The following is a 21,684-nucleotide window of genomic DNA, read 5'->3' as shown; positions in this document are numbered from 1 at the left end:
CATTAACAAGAGGGAATAGCCTGCCTCAAAGATCTGGCAAATTTTAAACTGAATAAAAACACAAAAAACCTTGTCTATTTCAATCATAAAATATAATTTTATAATTCAAAATTATTACTAATAATAGTGAACACAAAACTGAACACGTTTTGGAACACGATTTAAAATATGGTAGTTTTTAAATAATTGATTATCAATTATTTAAAATTTTATGATTTTTTGTACGAAAATTCATAACTCGGAGGTCATGGGATCGTGCCCCATTCTCGCTACAAGTAAACAAAGGGAAAGCCAAGAATTTTATTCTTGGCTTTTTTTATTTTGCTAAAACATTTCGCATTGTTATACTCAAAAAGCATATAAAACATGCGCAAATCATAATAAATTTAATGAACTAATTAATAATAAAAAAGGTAGAGAATTTTTCTACATTCATTAATTAGGTTGTTATAGTTGAGCTAAGTTCCCAAAGAAATTATATAAATTTAATTACTATATTCATAGCGTTTTCCGCTTTTGTTTTTTTTAAACTTTTGATCCGCTTTCTTTTTATTGTTTTGTAAGATTTCATAAAATTCATTTTAGATTTACTTCCCATAGAGCCTCCGCTGTTACCTTCTTTTTGTTACTTAGTTTTTCGATATTGACCTTTGTTCAAGCATAGAAAAAGCGTAAGTTTCGGACCAGGTTGTGATGTGATTTAAAACTGAATGTTGCTATTTTACTGTCGAAAAAAAGGTATAGCAGTTGTATCTCAGGATGTGAATCTAAATTAGTTGTGAAATATTAAATCATAGAAAGTAGTACAAAATACAAATGCATCTATCTAGTTTAGCAGACTTGATTCTCTCTTTTTACTTAAAAATGAAGTATTTCTTTGCAGCGGGGCTGAAAGTATTAACGCAATAAAAAGTCTAAAATGAGGATTATATCCAAGACTTTTGAATGAGGCGCATTTCTCGAAATGGAGTTTTTACAGAATGTAAAAGAATGTACTGACTACCTAAAGAAATTATAAATTATTAAATAAAAAATGTATGTTAAATTGATTTACGTTTTTAGTAACAAACCCTATCTTTAAATACTATTTTTGTATTATATTCACACACTAATTCTTAAATTTGACTAAAAACCAATACATAGTATTATTAATAGTTTCTTCTTTTTGCAGCTTATTTGCTCAAGAAAAACAACTTGAATACTCTAAACATCTTTCTATTTACGAAGGATTGGCCCATAATGGAGTAACTTCTATTCTTGAGGATTCTAAAGGCTATATATGGTTTGGAACTTACGATGGCCTTAATAAGTATGATGGATACACATTAAAAACATTAAAAAATACCATCGATAAAAACATATTAGTAAGTAATAGAGTTCGATCTATTGCCGAAGATTTTGAAGGTAATCTATGGATTGGCACAGATGAAGGGATATCTATATATAATTACGAGACGGAACAGTTCAAAAATATATATTCTAATGGCTTTATAAAAAAAGAGGATACTGGGCCAATTATAAGAAAGATAATACCCGACAGTGAAAACGGCATCGTTATTTGCGCTTCAGAAGGTAATGGACTTTTACTTTTTAATAAAGATTATTCGTTCATTAAGAAATATTACCCAGATCCAAACTTAAAAGACATAACTATTTATAACGGAACTAAACTAGATAAAAATCACTACATTTTTTCGTCGTCTTCTGGCTTATTTATATTTAATCTTTTAACAAAAAAGTTCAAAAGCGTATTAGATAATCAATTTTTATTAAGTGAACCATCAAGTAGTATTATCCCAATTAAAAATAACAAATTACTCGTTACATTAAATTCTGGAATTGCCGTTATTGATTACAAAACTATTGGTGAAACCATAGAAGTTACTTTAAATGAAATAAAATTACCAAACCAAAGTTTTGAAACTTTAGCCGTAGACAATAATAATAGCTTGTGGTTGGGTTCTATTACTTCTGGAGTAATTAAAATAAATAGCCTCGACGCCTTTTTAAACAACAAGGTCTTTGAAAAGGAAATATTTCATCTTGAGTCTGGACTAACAAGAACAAGTTTTATAGTACCTTCCACATATGGTAGCTGCTGGGTAGCTACTTTTAATGAAGGGGTATTTCAATTTAATATTGATGAAAACCCATTTAAAAGCATTAATGCACAAATGCATATGCCTTACGGCATTAGCGCAAACCATGTAACTAGTATTTCTCCTTATATAAAAGACAAAGTGTTCGTTAGCGCTAACAATAGCGGTATTTCTCTTTTTAATTCTAAAACAGAAACATTTGAAACATTACCATTCAAAATCCCGTCACAACAATTAAAAAGAAGTACAAGTGTTTTTGTTGACTCTAAAAAAAATATATGGTTTAAAATAAATGGTTATGGGTTTTGTAGAGTAAAAGCTGGCCAAACTAATTATAATAAAATCGTTAAGATTGGAGACAATACATTCGATAATATGGTTCCGCGTTCATATACCGAAGATAAAAATGGAAATATCTGGATTGGCTGTGCCGATGATGTTTACAAAATTTCCATAGACAACAATGATAATGTAGTCAATATTGAATCTTTAAACGAAAAGCACCCTTTATTCCAAAACAATAAATTAAAATTAGCTAGAAAAGTTTATGCCGACCCCTTACATAATTATATTTGGTTAGGAGCAGATGCTAATGGGTTATTTAGAATTAAAATTGAGGAGCCTAATGAAGCCATTCAAAATTTAAAAATTGATCAATATTTACACGACAACAATAATGAAGAAAGTATTACCAGTAACTTTGTAACCTCAATGGTTAGGATGCCTAACGATGAGTTTTGGGTAGGCACAGAAGGTGGTGGCTTATGTAAAGTTTTAAACAGTAATTTAAAACCCTCTTTTATACCCCTTTCAGAAAAAAACGGTCTTTCTAATAACGTTATTAAAAATATTCTTTTCGATAAAGAACATAATTTATGGGTTACCACAAATATTGGATTAAATAAGATAGACACAAAAGATTTAAGCATAAGAAAATTTACTAAAGAAAATGGTTTGCCATATGAAGATTTTTGGTTTGCTGGAGATATTTTAGATAATAATGCCATAGTAATATCATCGTTGGATGGCTTTTGCTATTTCAACCCAGAAATGATATCGAATAAAGAATCTTTACCTAAGTTAGAATTTGAAGATTTAAAAGTTTTTAACAAATTTGTTTTACCTGGTGATACCATTTCAAATAGAGTTCTGCTTGATAAACGCTTAGCAGAAATGAATGAAATTACCTTAAAACATAATGAAAATATATTTTCTATTGGTATAACATCACTGCATTTTTCTAATCCAGACAACCATGGTTTAAGGTATAAATTATTACCTATCAATAACGAATGGATTGAAGTTCCTTCAAGCCAACATATCATTTCATATAATGGCCTTCAACCTGGGAATTACACATTAAGTGTTATGGCCTCTAACTCATTAAACAAATGGACAGCGCCCAAAAACTTAAAAATTAACATAACTCCACCTTTCTGGAAAACAACACAAGCCTATTTACTTTACTTTTTATTAGCTTCTCTTATAGCTTTTGTAATCGTAAAAATAATTTTACGCATACAAACTTTAAATCATAATTTAGAAATAGAGCATTTAGAAAAAGATAATGAGAAAAGGATAAATGATGAGAAACTTCGTTTTTTCTCAAATATATCCCATGAAATAAAAACTCCTTTAACATTAATCTCAGGCCCAATTTCTATTTTATTAGATCGTTTTAAAAACAATCAAGATGTTAAACAAAAACTAGATTTAGTAGAGCGCCAATCAAAAAAAATATCACGATTGGTAGACCAAGTGCATGACTTTCAAAAAGCAGAAGCAAAGGTTTTAGAAATGAATTACTCTCGTTTTTATTTTAACACTTTTATAAACGAACTAGTTGATGATTTTTACTTTTTTGCTCAAAATGAAAATAAAAATATTGAAATTAAGAATTGTAGCGAGAACATTATTGTATCCGCAGATAAAGATAAATTAGAAAAAGTTTTTAATAATATAATTAATAACGCTTTTAAATATACTGAGCCTAACGATTCAATAAAAATAGAGTTCTCTAGCAATGACAAAGATTTAACCATATCAATAAGTGATACAGGAAAAGGTATTGATGAAAAAGATTTATCGCATATTTTTGAACGTTTTTATCAATCTCACAAATACGAAAACATACACACTAGTGGTTCTGGTATTGGTTTAGCTTTTTCCAAATTGTTGGTTGAAATGCATTATGGATATATTAATGCCGAAAGTGAATTAGGTAAGGGATCTGTCTTTAATATTAAATTACCAATTGTAAAAAAACACACATCGGACGAGCAAAAAGAAATAGAACAAACTATTCTATCTGCCGAAAAAGATTTTGAAATTAGTACACAGCTAGCGGCAAAAAATAACCCTCATAATATTACGGTTGATAGTGACCTCGCTGAAACCCTGATTTTTTATGCCGAAGACAATTTAGACATGCGTATGTATGTAACCGATGCGCTTTCTAAGTTCTTCAGAATTAAATCTTTTAAAAATGGGCAAGAATGCTTGAATGCCATGGAAGACGAATGGCCAGACATTGTAATTAGCGATGTGCAAATGCCAGAATTAAACGGCTTAGACTTATGTAGAACCATTAAGGCAGATATTAAAACAAGCCATATCCCAATAATTTTATTAACCGCTCTTACCAATATTGAAGATACTATACGAGGTATTAGAGATGGAGCAGATGCCTATATAAATAAACCATTTAATGTACAGCATTTAATTACCAGAACAGAGTCCCTCCTAAACAACAGAAAACAACTACGCGAACGTTTTCAAATAGGGATACCCTTAACCAAAGAAAATAATTTAAATAATAGAAATGATAATGCGTTTTTAGAAAAACTATACAGCTTAATGGCCGATAATTTAGATAATTCCGAACTAGATCTCAATCTCTTTGCAAAAGAACTATATCTAAACAGAACACACTTTTACCAAAAAGTAAAAGCACTAACAGACCAATCGCCTTTTGAACTATTAAAATCGTATAGATTAAAAAAAGCGGCAGAGTATTTAAGTGTCAACAAATTAACTGTTAATGAAGTCTTTAGCATGACGGGCTTTAAGAGTCGTACGCACTTTAGCAAAAGTTTTAAAGAAAAGTACAATGTAACTCCTGGAAAATATGCGGCTCATAAAATCAAGAAATACTCCGAAGATAAAAATCAATTAGATTAAACTTTTAGAATATCAAAACCTATTTGTTGCATATGCCCCTTTTCCATGGTCAACCATAAACTGAATGATTTAGTAATCAAAAAACTAGCACCACTAATCTTAATATATTTTGCAACGCATTACTAAACAATAAAGTATCTTAAAAACTAACTCAAATCTTTACTCTAAAAAATCTTAGAGTCATTCAGAATTCCGCATTAAGATTATTTATTCGCCAAAAACAAGTGGTAATTACTTTATGTATTACCTTGAATTAAATCCAAAAACAGCTCTAAAATAGCCCACTATTTTTAGACGCTATTTTTGGATTTTTTTACGCTAAGGCACATTGTTTTTATTGTGAAGTACATAAAAATATAAGCACGACTCTAAATTGCATGCACTTAATCATGCTTAATATTTCTATTATCAGAAATTCACAAACAACTAAAACTAAAATTATGAAAACACGATTACACCAAAAATTTTTTACATTAATTGTTCTTATTACCTTAGGTAGCATGCAACTATCTGCACAAGTTGTAAATAACATCGAAACTTTTACTGGAGGCCTAAACGGTTGGGATGTAAGTTTTGGAACTAATGGCACAGTAACTCATGCAGCGACTGAAGGTTTAACAGGAGATGGCGCTTTACAGCTTAGCAGAGGCACTAACAATGCTAACTTCGGAATAAAACCGGTTACAGGAATTGATGCGAGCACAAAAAAAGCGATTAGAATTCGATATAAAAACGGAACTAATGGTGCACAGTTAAGAATTGGAGGAACAAATGGTGATGGGGTTGCTATTAAAAACAACACAGGTGGCAACCTTGATATAAGCAACTTTTTTACAACTGAATCAGACGAATATATTACTGCATATATAGATCTTAGTAGCTACACATTGTGGACTGGTACTTTAACCAACTTTTGGTTAATGGTTAGGCAAGGTGTTCCCGATACCAATGACTTTTTCTTTGATGAAATAGAATTTTTAGATGTAGTACCACCAACAACATATAGCGAATTTATACAAAACCCTAGTTTTGATGGACCAAGTGGAATTGCACATCTAACTGGTGCATCTACAGATGCTACAAGAGCCATAACATCTACAGAGTCTCATGATGGTACACAAAGTTTTAAATATAATTATACTGCGGATGCAACTGCACAATTTTGGGCATTTTCATCATACGAAAAAGTTTACCCTAGTATATATACTGCTGGTTCTATTGTACAGATTAAAATGTGGGTTAAAACAAACCGAACAACTCCAATAACTATGCAAACAAGGCTAAAATTAACCAATGGAGGAGTTGAAAACACAATCAAACCAATTGCCAATGTTACAACAACAAACGTAGCCATGGGTTGGGAAGAATTAACTTTTGACCTAGTAGCCCCAGAAGACTTTGATGGCGTTACACTTTGGTTTAATATATTTTATGCGGACGAAACTGAAGGCGCCGTTCCAGAAAATTTAAATGCAAGCGACATAGTATATGTAGATCAAATGTCTGCCACTATTACTCTAGGAACTTTAGGCCTAAAGAAGAACACGTTACAAGGCGTTGCTGTATATCCAAACCCTGTAAACGAAACTTTAAGCATTAATAGTCCTGCTGGCAGTAATATTCAAATATATAATGTTCTAGGTGCCACTATTAAAACTATTAACAAAGCGAATAAACTACAAACTGTATCTTTATCAGGTTTAAAAAGCGGATTGTATTTTATTAAGGTAACTAATGATGGAAAGGTATTTCAAGATAAAGTTATTAAAAGATAATATTTTAATTAAAAAACAAATATCAAAAAAGGGTTTCGTGATTTTAATCTCGGAACCTTTTTTTATTTTTAGTACTTTCATTAGTTAGGTAAATGCTAATAGTTTAACCATTCCCTCTGTTTATGTACCATTAGCTACACAAAATTAATGCACAAAGACAGCCATAATCGAAACTAGTTGTTATTTTATCGTATAAATAAAATTAAACACTTTTTTAAATGAAAAAATTAAAAGCAGTAATACTATTTTTTGTGTTGATAACATTCTACAATTGTAAAAGCTTTGCACAGTCGAATTCAACCAATCATAAAGGAATCACTAGTATAGATACAGGATTAACCATACATAAAGTTAGAACTGCTTTAAACAAAGGTAAATCATACATTATAGGAAGTAGTTTTGAAGGCACTATTCTTGCCGTTTCATACAAAGGTGATATACTTTGGAAAAACAAATTATCTGGTTTTATGAATCATGATGTTTGGTGTAGAGATATTAATAACGATGGCAAAGACGAAATATTAGTTGCCAATGCAAATGGCACAATTTATTGTTTAGATAGTAAAGGAAATCTATTATGGAATTTTAAAAAGAACGATGCGCCAATGTATGCGGTTACAGCAATAAAAAAAGGAAATGATGTAAATATTGTAGCTGGTGGGTTTGATAAAAGCATATATTATCTTTCATCAAAAGGAGAACTGGTTAAAGAAATAAAATCATCAACCTTTTCCATCGAAAAACCTTGGAGTAAATTTAAAACTGAAATACCAGACAGCAATGTATCTACTTCAAATTTTATTCGACCAGTTAAAAAAGCCGATGGTACCGAGATTTTAGTTGTTTTAGGAACCAACAATCACATGAATGTTGCTGGCACCCTATATTTTTTCCATACTTTAGAAGATCTCCCTTTTAAAAAAGTTAAGATTCAGGCGAATAAAGACCTTAAAAAGAAAATCAGAATAAGACCGTTAGGCGATTTTAAAACTGCAGATTTAAATAACGATGGTAATCAAGAAATCATTCTTGGTTCATCTTCACATGCCAATGATATTTTAGTATCCACATACGATTTTGCAAACGACAAATTCAGTTATAATAGAATTACTAAAGTAAAATTTGGTTACGACATAGCACATAATGTGATAATAAATGATAACAATAAAACCAAATATCTAACTCGTGTTGGTAGCCAAATATATTTATTCTCTCCACCAAATTCAAATGATAAAAATACTGAGCGATTATTGAGTAAATACGCTTATAACGATATGTGCAAAGATCCTGCTACAAACAACGTGATTTTAGCAAGTTCGCAAAGTGGAGGCAGTTGCATTCACATTATTGACACCGATAACAAAAACTGGAAAAATGCATTTAAAAAATTACAACCCACTGGTAAAATTGCTCAAATTATAGAAAACACCAAAAACATAAAAAATAATTTAGATAAGTTTAATAAACCATCTATTCAAAGTAAATCACAGCCTGTTTACTTAATGACAGAAAAGATTCCTGGTAATTTAGAAGGTTTAAAAAACGATATTTCTAACAACTATCAAACTCCAATATTTTTAAATTCAGGAAATATCGACAAAGAAAAATGGAACAGATCTTCAATTAAAAATGATAAATACCGAGAAAAAAGAGATGGACGCATGAAATATAGTCTAACTCAAAATCAAATTCTTGATAAAATTAAAAGTAAATACGAAAATCAAAAAGGATATGCCTATTGGGCAGGTCATGGTAACGACCCATACATGTACCAATTAGAAACCACAAAAAAAATATTAGATTTAGCTGATGGAAAAAAAACAGTATTGATTTATCCAGAACTAGAAGATCATTCTAAAGATTTAGAATATGTTTTAGACGATTTAATTTATCCTTTAGCCAAATACTCACAAAGCAAAAATGCTAATATCTTTTTACGCTCTAAAAATATATTTTGGTTGGGTTCTAACTATTTAAAACCTTGGTCTCGCTTAATGTCCGGTGAATTTGCAGATGTATTTGTACCCTCTATGGAAGAAACCACAGATAAATCTATGGAGTTAAGTTTAGCTGGCAGAATGGGTATTTGGGCAAGTGGCGCTGTAAACAGCTGGGGAACAAGAGCTGTACCAGACAATGCCTCTTTTGACAGATCTAGACAAATAGGTTACCAAAGATTACCAAATCATTTTTTACGTATGTTAGTATTCCACACAGCTAACGGAGCACAGTTTATCAATAACTTCTCAATAGATCAAGAGTATATGAGTGTGTATTGGGAGTTAATCGCTAAAGGTGCTTTGTACGTACCAAAACGTAACGAAATTTTAAGTATTTCCCCTGTACATGTAAGTATGAAAGATCCAGATCACCATTTCCTAAATGATGGATCCAATGTAAAATGGACTACCTTTTATGATGAAGCTTTCGAAAAGAATAATCCATTTGTAATGAGTAGATTAAATGGAACATGGCCTGGAGCTCCAGTAACCCTTTGGGACTTTTCTCGATATGCGGCAGGTGTAAAAGAAAGACGACTAAATTTTTTAGCACCCTATCCAAACGGAATGGTATTAATAACGCCTCCTCAAAAAGGTGTGTTTGCTCAAAAAAATGTGATAAGAAAGCGTTTAAAGGATAACTTACATCCCATTTATAAAAACATCATGAAAGAGTACATTACAGATGGACATAATTACTATTCGGCAGATGGTACTCAAACTTTTAGAGCAGATGAGTATTATCAAAAAATTGAAAAAGATCTTAGAGATAGTGCAAAAAAATTACCGATAACCGTTTCTGGCGATGTGGCTTGGGTTGTAGTTCAAACCTCTCCCACTCACCTACGCTTAACACTTATTGACAATGGCTACATCAATCCAAATAATAGAAAAGCTATAGTAACTTTTAATACCATTACCCCTATAAGTATCAAAGATATTTTGGATGGAACAATTTTTAAAACATCGAACACAAAATCGATTGAAGTAAATATACCATGTGGAGCTTTCCGATTTATAGATGTTGAATTATCGGAAAAATTATAATTTAAGAAATTAAAAAAATGAAAATAAATCTTTTCAGAACCATACTTGTTTTAGTAACGATAGTTTTTAGCTCTTGTACAGAAAAAATAAAAGAAGTCAGAAATAATAAAGTAGACAAACCAAACATCATCCTATTCGTTGCAGACGATCATGGTTTAGATGCTTTAGGTGCTTATGGAAATACCGTCATAAAAACGCCTAACTTAGATAAACTAGCGAAAGAAGGTGTTAAATTCACAAACGCCTATTGTACAAGTGCGAGCTGTGCTGCAAGTAGATCCGTAATTCTTTCGGGACAGTTTGGCCATGCTACAGGATCTTATGGACATGTACACGATTACCATCATTTTAGTACCTACGATAGTGTAAAATCACTACCTGTTTTATTAGAAAAAGCTGGTTATGAAACTGCACGAATTGGTAAATACCATGTTGCACCAGAAAAAGTATATCATTTTAATACTATTTTAGAAGCAGATCCTAGAAATACAGTAGAAATGGCAGAACAATGTGCCAATGTTTTAAAGTCTGATAAACCATTCTTCTTATATTTCTGTACAGACGATCCTCATAGAGGTCAACCTTTTACACCAGACCCTTGGGATGCTCCAAATACTTTTGGAAATAAAAAAGAAGGTTACAAAAATGTTAATGCTATTAACTACAACCCAGACGATGTTTTAGTTCCTGAGTTTTTGCCAGACACCAAACAAAGCCGCGAAGAAATTGCAGAATACTATCAAAGTATATCTCGTATTGATCAAGGTTTTGGAAAACTTATGAAAATGCTTCAAGATACAGGTAAAGCAAATAATACTATTGTGTTCTATATCTCTGATAATGGCATGGCATTTCCTGGCGCTAAAACAACTGTTCACGAGCCAGGAATTAAACTACCATGCATTATTAAAGACCCCAGAAATAAAACAAAAGGAACTACCAATAATGCAATGATTTCTTGGGTAGACCTCACTCCTACTATTTTGGATATGACTAAAGTAGATTATAAAGAAGAAGCATTTCATGGTAAATCGTTTAATACTATTATTGAAGAAGAAAACCCAAAAGGTTGGAACGAAATTTATGCCTCTCATACCTTTCACGAAATCACAATGTACTATCCAATGCGAGTTGTTAGACACGGAAATTATAAACTAATCTGGAACATTGCTTATCAATTAGAATATCCTTTTGCATCAGACCTATGGGCCTCTTCAACATGGCAAAGTGTGTATAGAAATCACGAAGAATATTATGGTCCCAAAAAAGTATCAGACTATTTATACAGACCCGAATTTGAACTTTACAATTTGTCTAAAGACCCAAACGAAATAAACAATTTAGCCGCCAATAACAACTTTGTTGAAATATTGAAAAACTTAAAAAATAAACTGAAAAATTTTCAAACTAAAACCCAAGACCCATGGATGATTATGTGGAGTCATGATGCATCACTGCAAGGCTCGGGAGTTAATTTGTAATTTCATTTTGGGTGATATTATTGCTTACTCCGCATGTATTTTACCCATAGGTACATCACATTAATTCACAAATACAAAACTCTTAGAGAATTTACCGAATTTCACTTTGAAATATAAAACACATTATTAATAATGATAAACAAATCACAAATCTTAAGTCTAATTGCTGTTTTAATATTGTTCTGTTCATGCAGTTCTACGGCTCAAGAAACTATAAACTTTAAACAAACAGATGGTGATTTCACATGGGAGGTTAGAAAAGCTATTGAAGGTGCCAAAACAAAAGATATAAAGTTAGTTTTTGAAAAAGGAACCTATACTTTTCATACAGATTATGCCATTGGTAAATATCTATATATTACCAATCATGGTAATGGTTTCAAAAAAATAATATTTGATTTTGAAGGCTTTAATTCAGTTGAAATAGAAGGAAACGATTCAGAGTTTATTTTTCGTGGTCAAGCCGCTCCTATGGTATTTGAAGGCTGTAATAAAATTGATGTTAAAAACCTAACCTTAGATTGGGATATTCCTTTTTCTTTCCAAGGTGATGTCATGGCTGTAAATAAAGAAGAACATTATTACGATTTAAAACCCTACACAAAAGGGTTCTCTTGGAACCTGAAAAGAGGTCAAATAGAATTTCCTGGCATCAATCATTTCAACTTCTCGTCTTTAGGGAGTTCTCTTTCTCATAATAAAGAAACTAAAGCCGTTGATTATGGCGCTATGGATCAAACATTAAAGCCAAACTACGTTGAAAAATTAAACAATGGAAATTTACGTTTTCATGATAAAAACATGAAAAACTTCCCAAGAGTAGGTTCTGTTTTACAATCAAAAGGTGATAAAAAAAATAATAGATATGCCCCTGCTTTTTTAGTTAGAAATTCACAAAACATTGTTTTTAATAACGTATTAATCCATCACGCTTTAGGAATGGGGTTCCTATTTGAACGCTCAGAAGATATTGACATTTTAAATAGTGGAATTTATATTCGCGAAGGATCTGACAGAGTCATTTCTATAATTGCAGATGCTACCCATTTCGCCAATTGCAAAGGTGATATTTTAATAGAAAACTGTCGCTTTGAAGGCATGTATGATGATGGAACAAATGTACATGGCACCTATGTTGAAGTCGACAAAATTTTAGACAGTAAAACCATTCGTTTTACTTTAAAGCACGATCAACAAATGGGCTTTGAGTTTGCAGGAGTTGGTGATGATGTTTGGTTTATAAAAAACCCAAATCCGCAACGTGCAGGTGAAAACCAAGTTACTTCCGTTAAAGTAATTAACGATTATTTCACAGAGTTAACTTTTAAAAATAACTTACCAAAAGATTTAAAAGCAGGTGATATTTTAGAGAATAAAACATGGAATCCCAATTTTACTATGCGGGGAAATACAATCCGAGATCACCGAGCTCGAAATATTATAATAAAAACACCTAAAAAAATTATTATAGAAGATAATGACCTATCATCAATGATGTCTTCAATAATGCTAAGAGGAGAATCATTGTATTGGTTTGAATCTGGAAATGTAGAAGATGTAATAATTCGCAACAACCGTTTTGAGTATTGCAATTATGGAGGAGCAACAGACCATGCTATCTTAAAAGTTTCCCCAAGGTTAGGAGAATCCTTCGATCAAACAATTTTCTATGACAGAAATATAATTTTTGAAAATAACAGCATAAAAACCTTTGATAATGGTATTGTTTGGGCAGACCGAGTTGATGGTTTAGTTATAAAGAATAATATCATTATTCAAACCGATAAAGAAAAGCCGCAATTTCCTCACAGAGCTACTTTTGAGCTATTTAAATGTACAAATGTAGAATTAATTGGTAATACATATAAAGGGACCGTTACAAACAATTTAAAAGCAGATGAAACATCGTTAAAAAACATGGTAATTAAAGAAAATAAGGGATTTAAAAACTTAAAATAATTTACACAATCATGATGTCTAGGTTTACTTTAATTGTATTCTTTCTATTGATTGGCATTTTTAGTAATGCTCAAACTTTAGAGCGACAAGCACGTACTAAAATTACAGAATTAAACACCTTAATTTCAAAAGCTGAAAATGAAGACATTAGTGTTATAAAAGAAAAAATGACGGTTAGAACCGCCGAAATATTTTTAGACTTCGCTAATTGGGACGAAGCCAACATGACAATGAATACAGATTTATTTGCACTTGTAAATAAGTATAAAAGCAATGCTTCAGAAATGGCTAACTTATTACCAGATTTCGAAAGAAATGATGTTATTAAAATGTTAGACGAAGCCATTCTATATACCACACTACTCATTCAAAAAGAAGTATTTAGAAAACCCGCACCTGTAGTTAATTGGGAAGAAGTTACTCATCAAAATGACCAACTTACTTTTAATGGAAAACCTGTTTTTTTATCGGATTACACATGGAAACCTAAAACATCATTTCTAACAGAATATCATGGCAATTTAGATGGTTTTTTTCTTACTCCTAGCATCGTTACCGACAAAAACGGCTCTATAAAAGCCAATACACTTAATGATTTAAACTCCAAACCAAACGCTTCAATGGGATTTATTTTTTTAAATCATAAAAATGTACCTAATTGGTCCTTAACTGAGTATGGAACTGATTTTGAAATGAGAACCGACACGTTTACTGGTTACGATATAGATCATCCTGGGGCAAGAGAATTATGGAGCTATTTATTTGCTGGTGTTGTGCCGAAAATGGCTGGTAAAAAATATTCTCAGTTGGGTTATATGCTTTGTAATGAGCCACATTTTTTCACACAAACAAATGGCAACAATTTGCCCTGGGCGTCTGGTTCTGTTTCAAATTTTACTATAGAAAAATTTAAAACATGGTTAGCAAATAAACACATAACGATTAGCAGATTGAATAGTTTATGGGGAACCAATTTTACAAGTTTTAATAACGTCACAATTTCTATTCCTATTGATATCAATAAAAAAGGAAATGCCATTTGGTATGATTGGGCCTTGTTTAATATGTATCGCGTAACAGAATGGTATAAGTTTTTAAAATCTGAAATAAAAACACATGATGCCAACGCAAAAGTTCACTTAAAAATAATGCCACACCTTTGGTCTGACAATGAAAAAATACATGGAATTGACTTAGAGGCTCTTACTGAAATAAGTGAAATTGTTGGTAATGATGCTAAAGCAGAAAACAACCATATGTGGGGCCCTGAAGAAGAATGGGAAGCTCATTATTCCTTTAAATGGAGAGAGTTATGTATGGGGTATGATTTTATGAAATCGGTTAGCCCAAATAAAATCAATTTTAATTCAGAAACTCATTTCTTAACTACGGCTAAAAGTCGCGATTTGTATTTAAATCCAGCTTATGCAAGAGCAACTTATTGGTTAGCTCACACTTATGGAATGACAGCAAATCAAACTTGGTTTTGGGCAAGAACAGAAGATGGATCGCCAAGAAACGGAATTAATGTAGGTAATGGATATGCAGGTTCAAATAATCATCAACCTAGAGTTATTAATGAGCTACAATCCACAATTTTAGATTTAAATTCATTTTCAGATGATATTATGGCCATGCAGCGTCAAAAAAAACCAATCCGTATTTTTTATTCAAAAACATCTGCAATAAATAAAGAAACACATTTAGATGATATTTTTGATTTGTATGAAACACTTCATTTTGAAGGAATTCCATTAGGCTTTGCCACAAAAAACATCATAAAAAAACAAGACAATAATTTATGGGATGTTATAGTTTTATACAAAACCCCCTTCATTACTCAAGAAGAATTTACTGCTTTACAAAGCTATTTGGATCAAGGTGGAACTGTAATAATAGATTCAGAAAGTGTTAAGAAAAATGAATATGGAGAATCACTTTCATCGTTAAATGCTAGTAATGGTAGTTTGATGCGTATTTCAACGCTTTCCTCAATAAAAACTAATGCACTAAGTATTGTTGATACTAAAAACCATTCACCAGAAATAGCGATTACAGAAACTAATGGAATTGGAGTAAAAGGTTGTGTCTGGAAAAATGTAAAAAACGAAAAAGGGAACAATGTTTTATCTGTAGTGAATTTAGGTAAAACAGATGCTACTTTAACAGTCAATTTAAAACAAGCCATAGGAAATACGATTACTACAGATTTATTAAAAGGGATTGAAGTAAGTAATACACCTACTTTAAAACCCTACGAACTCTATTTTGTAGAAGTAACAGATTCGAATAATTTATCTGTAGATGAGATTAAAGATGAAACGTTTAAATTATATCCAAACCCAACTAATTCATTTCTAAATATTCAATCTCCTATTGGAAGTGAGATTGTTGTGTATTCTATCACTGGCGCTGTTTTACAAGTTCTGAAAAGCGAAGAATTAATTACTAAAATTTCAACTCAAGGCTATGCAACTGGCGTCTATTTAGTAAAAATAAAATATGATAAAAAAACAAAAACAAAAAAAGTAATCGTTTCTAAATAATAGACTTATATTTTTTTATAGCTGTTAAGCTATAAAATACAGGGATGTAAAACTCTTAAAATTAATGAATTAAAAATCATGAAAAAATTAATAATAGTTTTTATCATTCTAGTATGTAATACAATAAGCGCCGAGGTAACTCCAAACTCATTATTTCAAAATAATATGGTGTTACAGCGCAATAAACCCATAGCTATTTTTGGTCATGCCACTTCTGAAGAAACAATTTCTGTTATTTTTAAAACTAAAACATATATAACAAAAGTAAAAAATGGTAAGTGGAGCGTTTTTTTAGATAAATCTGAAGCTGGCGGACCTTACACGCTAATTATACAAGGTGAAAACAAAGTCGTTTTGTCAAACATCTTGGTTGGTGAAGTTTGGTTGTGCTCTGGTCAATCAAACATGGAAATGCCTGTACATGGAAATAAAGGGCAACCCATAAACGGAAGTAATTTAGCAATTCTAAATAGTGAGAATTCACAAATCAGATTGTTTAAAGTTGGAAAAAAAATGGCTTCAGAACCGTTGAATTCTTGCGAAGGAGAATGGACTTTAGCAAAGCCCGAAACTGTTAAAGGTTTTAGTGCTACTGCTTATTTCTTCGGAAAAATGCTTCAAGAAACTTTAAATATTCCTATAGGTTTAATTAATAGTAGTTGGGGAGGAACTCCTGCAGAGGCTTGGACTCCAAAAGACATTATAGATTCTCAATTTAATGATTTTACCGGCTGGAATAAAGATGAATCAAAACCTCAAAAAAATCCATCAGTATTGTATAACGGAATGATTCATCCTTTAAAGCCGTATACCATTAAAGGTGCAATTTGGTATCAAGGAGAAGCCAATAAAAACTACTATCAAAATTACACGCACTTGTTTTCTTCTATGATTAAAAGTTGGAGAACAAATTGGAATCAAGGTGAATTTCCGTTCTATTTCGTACAAATTGCACCTCTTGGTTGGGGAGGCGATAATCAAGCTTTTTTAAGAGAGGCTCAATTAAAAACAATGCTAGCAGTTTCAAATACTGGAATGGCTGTAACCTTGGATATTGGCGAAAAAGAAAACATTCATCCTGCAGAAAAACAAAAAGTTGGAGAACGACTTGCGCTTTGGGCATTGGCAAAAGATTACGGATATAAGAATATACAATATAGTGGTCCCGTTTATAAGTCAATGTCTGTAACGGAAAACAAAGTTACTATTGAGTTTGACTACGCTACAAATGGGTTAGCAACTTTTGGTAAAGCTTTGGGTGATTTTAAAGTGGCAGGTAAAGACAAAATTTTTCACGTAGCGGACGCCATACTTCTAAAAGGGAAATTAATAATTTGGAGTGATAAAGTAGAACACCCCATTGCGGTTAGATATGGTTGGGAAGATTGGGTGGATGGTTGCTTATTTAACACAGCCGGATTACCTGCTTCTTCTTTTAGAACCGATAATTGGCAACATTAATTTAACTTAAATGAAAAACAAATTAACATACCTTGTCTTAATAGTATTCGCAGCTAATCTTATGGGCTGTTCAATACCTTCTAATGAGGTTCAGGTGATTTTATTAGCGGGTCAATCTAATATGGCTGGGGCAGGAAATTATGATGAATTAGATGACTCTATTAAAGCTCGAATTAAAAAAGTATCAAACAGAGTTTGGGTTAGTCAATCTAACACAGAACAAAAACCACTCAGTTATTATAACAATAAACCAAGTGAAAAATACAATTTCACTAAGCGTTTTGGTCCAGAATTATTTATAGGATTAACCTTAGCCGAAAAATATCCGAATCAAGAATTTCTATTGATTAAAGAAGCCAAAGGCGGAACGTCGCTCTATGGTGCTTGGAACCCTGAATGGTCTCTTGAAAAAGCTAAAGAAATTGAAAAAGGAGAAGCCAAACAAAGCTGGAACCTTTGTGAAATCCATATTGAAAGTATTAAAAAGAATTTAGCTCTTTTATCTGAAAAAGGAAAAAGTTATAAAATAATCGGAATGACTTGGATGCAAGGTGAAAATGATGCCATTTTAGAAAATTCGTCAAGAAATTATGCTCAAAATCTTAAAAAATTAATAACTAAATATCGTACTGAATTTGAAGTAAAAAATATGCCTTTTATAGAAGGTCAAATAAATTCTCATTACGGAATTAAAGGTGGTTCTGATTTGGTTAGAAAAGCATGTATAGATGTTGCAAAATCAGATCCATTTGTAAAGGTTATTGAAACGGTAAAAGATAGTCCTTATAACGATTATCCAAAACATTCAGACAACGTTCATTATAATACAGAAGGTCAAACACGTTTAGGAACAGCTTTTGCAAAACACCTTATAACCTTCCTTTAAAATTAAAAAACAACCAGTTATAACTATCAAACTTATGAAAACAAAATATCCCATTTTAATAGCAATCTCCTTTCTCTTTTTACAATCAAGCTGCAAAGTTCAAAAAGAAGAACAAAAAGAAGTTGTAAATAAAACAGAAAATGGAAAGAATAAGCCAAACCTAATCATCATTCATACCGATGAGCATAACTTCAGAACCTTAAGTTGTTATCAAAATTTATTATCGGAAGATCAGGCTTTTATCTGGGGAAAAGGTAATAATGTAAACACCCCAAACATCGATAAAATAGCAAATGAAGGCGCTATTTGCACCAGTTATTATGCTGCCTCCCCTGTTTGTACGCCTTCTCGAGCTTCATTAGTTTCTGGCTTATATCCGCAAGCTACTGGTGCTCCCAAAAACGGATTGCACATTAGTGAAGATATTCCAACATTTGCTACCATTTTGAGAGATCAAGGATATTCAACTTCTTATGTTGGTAAATGGCATTTAGCTGGCCATGAAAAATATACTTTCGGAATTAAATATAAAGCTGGATTTGCTGATAATAGATATATGATGCGCGGTGGTCATGCTCCCTATTTTCATATAAAAGACGGTAAAGTTCTTGATGGACTTGGAGATAAAGCGGCCGCTAAATTACCAAAAGAAGAAATAATTACCCAAACAGATTATTTTACAGATAAAACTCTTGAAATTTTAGAACGCGATAAAAACAAACCATTTGCTTTAATGTTGTCTATTCCAGATCCGCACACGCCAGATTATGCATGTCCTCCATACAGAACAATGTATGATGACATGGATCTTCAAGCTCCTAAAACCATGGTAGCAAAATATACAGCTATTAAACCATTGTGGGCAAAAGGAGGTCCAAAAGATAAAAATGAAGGGAAAGGATTTGATAAAGTAGCTTTAAAACAATACTTCGGACAGGTAAAACATATTGATGACAGCGTTGGACGTATTTTAACTTTTTTAGATGATAATAATTTAACCGATAATACAATTATAATCTTCACTTCAGATCATGGTGATATGTTTTTTGAACATAACAGAAGAAATAAAGGCGTACCTTATGAAGCCTCTTCAAGAATACCATTTGTAATTCGTTATCCTAATAAAATAAAGCAAGGTAAAATTATCAATACAGCTTACACCAATGTTGATTTTGCTCCAACTATTTTAACAATGATGGGAATGAAAAATGATGCTAAATTCCATGGATTAGATACGTCTAAGGATTTCTTGAATGATGAAAAAGAAATCACTAGTGACAGAATCACTTATTTTGCCAAATCTGGTGGATGGTGGGTTTCCGCAGTAAATAACAGATACAAATTAATTATTGACAAAAAAGAAAAACCATACTTATTCGACCTTGAAAAAGATCCGGATGAGTTAATTAATTTCTACAATGTCCCTGCATACAAAGAAATTGCTACTAAAATGCAAACCGAATTGTTTAAACAATTGGAAAAGTATGATGAACCTGGACTAAAAAATCAACCATATATTACAAAATAATGATGAAGCAAACATTCACATCAACCATTGTAATATTCTTATTAAGTATAATAGTTTTGTAAGCATTAGAAACAAAAAGCCTAGTTTAAAACTAAAATCTTTCTAATAGTTTATGGTAAATTGAAAAAGAAAATATTTATGTGGCAAAGAAAAAACAAAATAGCTTTGATGAAAAAAAATATTCTAATCATAATTTTATTATTTAGTACAATAATTGGTTCTAGTCAAGAAAAACCAAACATTGTATTTTTATTGGTCGATGATTTGGGTTATGGAGATTTTGGTTGTTATGATGCAGAATTTAATGAAACACCAAATATTAATAAATTAGCCAACGAAGGCATGCTATTCAATAATGCGTATGCAGCTGCTACCGTTTGCTCTCCTTCTAGAGGTGCTATTTTAACAGGGCAATATCCAGCGAGAACACATCTTACAGATTGGATTACAGGACATGAATTTCCTCACGCCAAATTATCTGTTCCAGATTGGAACACACGAATTGAGCATAAATTAACCACGTTACCAGAAGCTTTAAAAGAAGGAGGTTACGCAACAGCTTTTTTTGGAAAATGGCATTTAATGCCTTCTGGACAAAACGATTTTGAAGACCACTACCCTACCAATCATGGATTTGATATTAATGTTGGAGGAAGAGAATGGGGACAACCAAAAGGAAGTGGGAAATATTTTTCACCTTTTGAAATGCCAAATTTAGATGATGGAAAACCTGGCGATTTTTTAACAGATAAATTAACTGATGCTGCGCTTCAATTTATAGATAGCACAAATAAAAAGAAACCATTCCTACTATATTTCTCTTACTATACAGTTCATGGTCCTATTATGTGTCCGCCTAAGTTAGAAGAAAAATACAAGGAAAAAGCTAAGAATTTCACTAATACCAAAAATGAATATATCAATCCCAAAAGAGCAGGGATGGTTGAGGCACTAGATAATAGTGTTGGAAGAATCGTTGAAAAATTAGAAGAATTAGGGATTTCAGACAACACAATTATTGTACTAACAGGAGATAATGGAGGTAATTTTGATGAAACTACTGGAGGATTAAAAGGTTATAAAGGTTTTTCACATGAAGGTGGCGTTAGAGAACCTTTAATTGTAAAATGGCCAGAAAAAACAAAAGCAGGTTCTGTAAGTGATGAAGTTGTTATTGGGACAGATTTTTATCCAACATTCTTAGAAGTAGCGGGTTTACCGTTGCAACCAAACAATCATAAAGATGGAATTAGCATGGTTCCACTACTCAATGGAAGTTCAAATACATTAGATAGAAACTCCTTTTTTTGGCATTACCCGCATTATCATAGAACCAAACCTTATGGAGCCATTCGTAAAGAAAATTATAAATTGATTGAATTTTTTGAAGATAGAAATTTGGAGTTGTATGATTTATCAATTGATCCAAATGAAACTAATAATATTGCTTTAATTCAACCTAAAAAAGCAAAAGAATTGCTTGATAATCTAAAAGCATGGAGAGTTTCCGTAGGCGCACAAATGATGACTAAAAACCCTAATTATGATGCTAAAAAATCAGCACTTAAAAGAAAAAAGAAACGCATGTAATTCCAATAAATATACTCACAAAGACATAAGATATACTCTGAAAGATATTTTTAAATACATAAAACTTCATTTTTACATATTCAATTTTATAAAACCTAAAAAATGCAATGTAGATTTTTTTTAAACAAGATT

General features: G+C 31.6%; 10 protein-coding genes. All 10 read left to right on the top strand.

Translation table 11 applies throughout. From position 1 onward, the window contains the following. Positions 1 to 1,121 precede the first annotated feature (1,121 nt). Positions 1,122 to 5,279 carry an ATP-binding protein gene (locus ACJJV4_RS09305; protein WP_405293706.1) on the top strand — a complete coding sequence of 1,386 codons (4,158 nt, stop codon included), beginning with the start codon at positions 1,122 to 1,124 and terminating at the stop codon, positions 5,277 to 5,279. Between the two features lie 440 nt (positions 5,280 to 5,719). Continuing rightward, on the top strand, positions 5,720 to 7,054 hold the full coding sequence (locus tag ACJJV4_RS09300; RefSeq protein ID WP_405293704.1) for a T9SS type A sorting domain-containing protein: 1,335 nt from the start codon (positions 5,720 to 5,722) through the stop codon (positions 7,052 to 7,054). A gap of 218 nt (positions 7,055 to 7,272) precedes the next feature. Continuing rightward, a complete protein-coding gene (locus tag ACJJV4_RS09295; protein WP_405293702.1) occupies positions 7,273 to 10,101 on the top strand; it encodes a hypothetical protein in 2,829 nt (942 codons plus the stop codon). Positions 10,102 to 10,118: 17 nt separating this feature from the next. Beyond that, entirely contained in the window at positions 10,119 to 11,582 is a 1,464-nt protein-coding gene (locus ACJJV4_RS09290) for a sulfatase (protein ID WP_405293700.1), read from the top strand. 132 nt (positions 11,583 to 11,714) lie between these two features. Further along, the gene (locus ACJJV4_RS09285) at positions 11,715 to 13,541 is read left to right on the top strand and encodes a right-handed parallel beta-helix repeat-containing protein (protein ID WP_405293698.1); all 1,827 of its coding nucleotides are present in this window, start codon (positions 11,715 to 11,717) and stop codon (positions 13,539 to 13,541) included. Between the two features lie 11 nt (positions 13,542 to 13,552). Beyond that, entirely contained in the window at positions 13,553 to 16,087 is a 2,535-nt protein-coding gene (locus ACJJV4_RS09280; protein WP_405293696.1) for a T9SS type A sorting domain-containing protein, read from the top strand. Between the two features lie 78 nt (positions 16,088 to 16,165). Continuing rightward, a complete protein-coding gene (locus tag ACJJV4_RS09275; protein ID WP_405293694.1) occupies positions 16,166 to 17,548 on the top strand; it encodes a sialate O-acetylesterase in 1,383 nt (460 codons plus the stop codon). 10 nt (positions 17,549 to 17,558) lie between these two features. Next, positions 17,559 to 18,434, top strand: a complete 876-nt coding sequence (locus tag ACJJV4_RS09270; RefSeq protein ID WP_405293692.1) for a sialate O-acetylesterase — start codon at positions 17,559 to 17,561, stop codon at positions 18,432 to 18,434. Positions 18,435 to 18,468: 34 nt separating this feature from the next. Beyond that, a complete protein-coding gene (locus ACJJV4_RS09265; protein ID WP_405293690.1) occupies positions 18,469 to 19,962 on the top strand; it encodes a sulfatase in 1,494 nt (497 codons plus the stop codon). A 168-nt stretch (positions 19,963 to 20,130) separates the two neighbouring features. Continuing rightward, the gene (locus tag ACJJV4_RS09260) at positions 20,131 to 21,552 is read left to right on the top strand and encodes a sulfatase (RefSeq protein WP_405293688.1); all 1,422 of its coding nucleotides are present in this window, start codon (positions 20,131 to 20,133) and stop codon (positions 21,550 to 21,552) included. The last annotated feature ends 132 nt before the right edge of the window (positions 21,553 to 21,684 follow it).

This window comes from Algibacter sp. Ld11 (assembly GCF_045066735.1).
Lineage (GTDB): Bacteria > Bacteroidota > Bacteroidia > Flavobacteriales > Flavobacteriaceae > Algibacter.
Note: the sequence above shows the minus strand (reverse complement) of the source record. Positions and strands in the feature narration are given on the sequence as shown.

Excerpts from the sequence above, each read along its gene's own strand:
- ACJJV4_RS09300 (WP_405293704.1), top strand. The coding sequence starts at position 5,720 with ATGAAAACACGATTACACCAAAAATTTTTTACATTAATTGTTCTTATT.
- ACJJV4_RS09295 (WP_405293702.1), top strand. The coding sequence starts at position 7,273 with ATGAAAAAATTAAAAGCAGTAATACTATTTTTTGTGTTGATAACATTC.
- ACJJV4_RS09290 (WP_405293700.1), top strand. The coding sequence starts at position 10,119 with ATGAAAATAAATCTTTTCAGAACCATACTTGTTTTAGTAACGATAGTT.
- ACJJV4_RS09285 (WP_405293698.1), top strand. The coding sequence starts at position 11,715 with ATGATAAACAAATCACAAATCTTAAGTCTAATTGCTGTTTTAATATTG.
- ACJJV4_RS09280 (WP_405293696.1), top strand. The coding sequence starts at position 13,553 with ATGATGTCTAGGTTTACTTTAATTGTATTCTTTCTATTGATTGGCATT.
- ACJJV4_RS09275 (WP_405293694.1), top strand. The coding sequence starts at position 16,166 with ATGAAAAAATTAATAATAGTTTTTATCATTCTAGTATGTAATACAATA.
- ACJJV4_RS09270 (WP_405293692.1), top strand. The coding sequence starts at position 17,559 with ATGAAAAACAAATTAACATACCTTGTCTTAATAGTATTCGCAGCTAAT.
- ACJJV4_RS09265 (WP_405293690.1), top strand. The coding sequence starts at position 18,469 with ATGAAAACAAAATATCCCATTTTAATAGCAATCTCCTTTCTCTTTTTA.
- ACJJV4_RS09260 (WP_405293688.1), top strand. The coding sequence starts at position 20,131 with ATGAAAAAAAATATTCTAATCATAATTTTATTATTTAGTACAATAATT.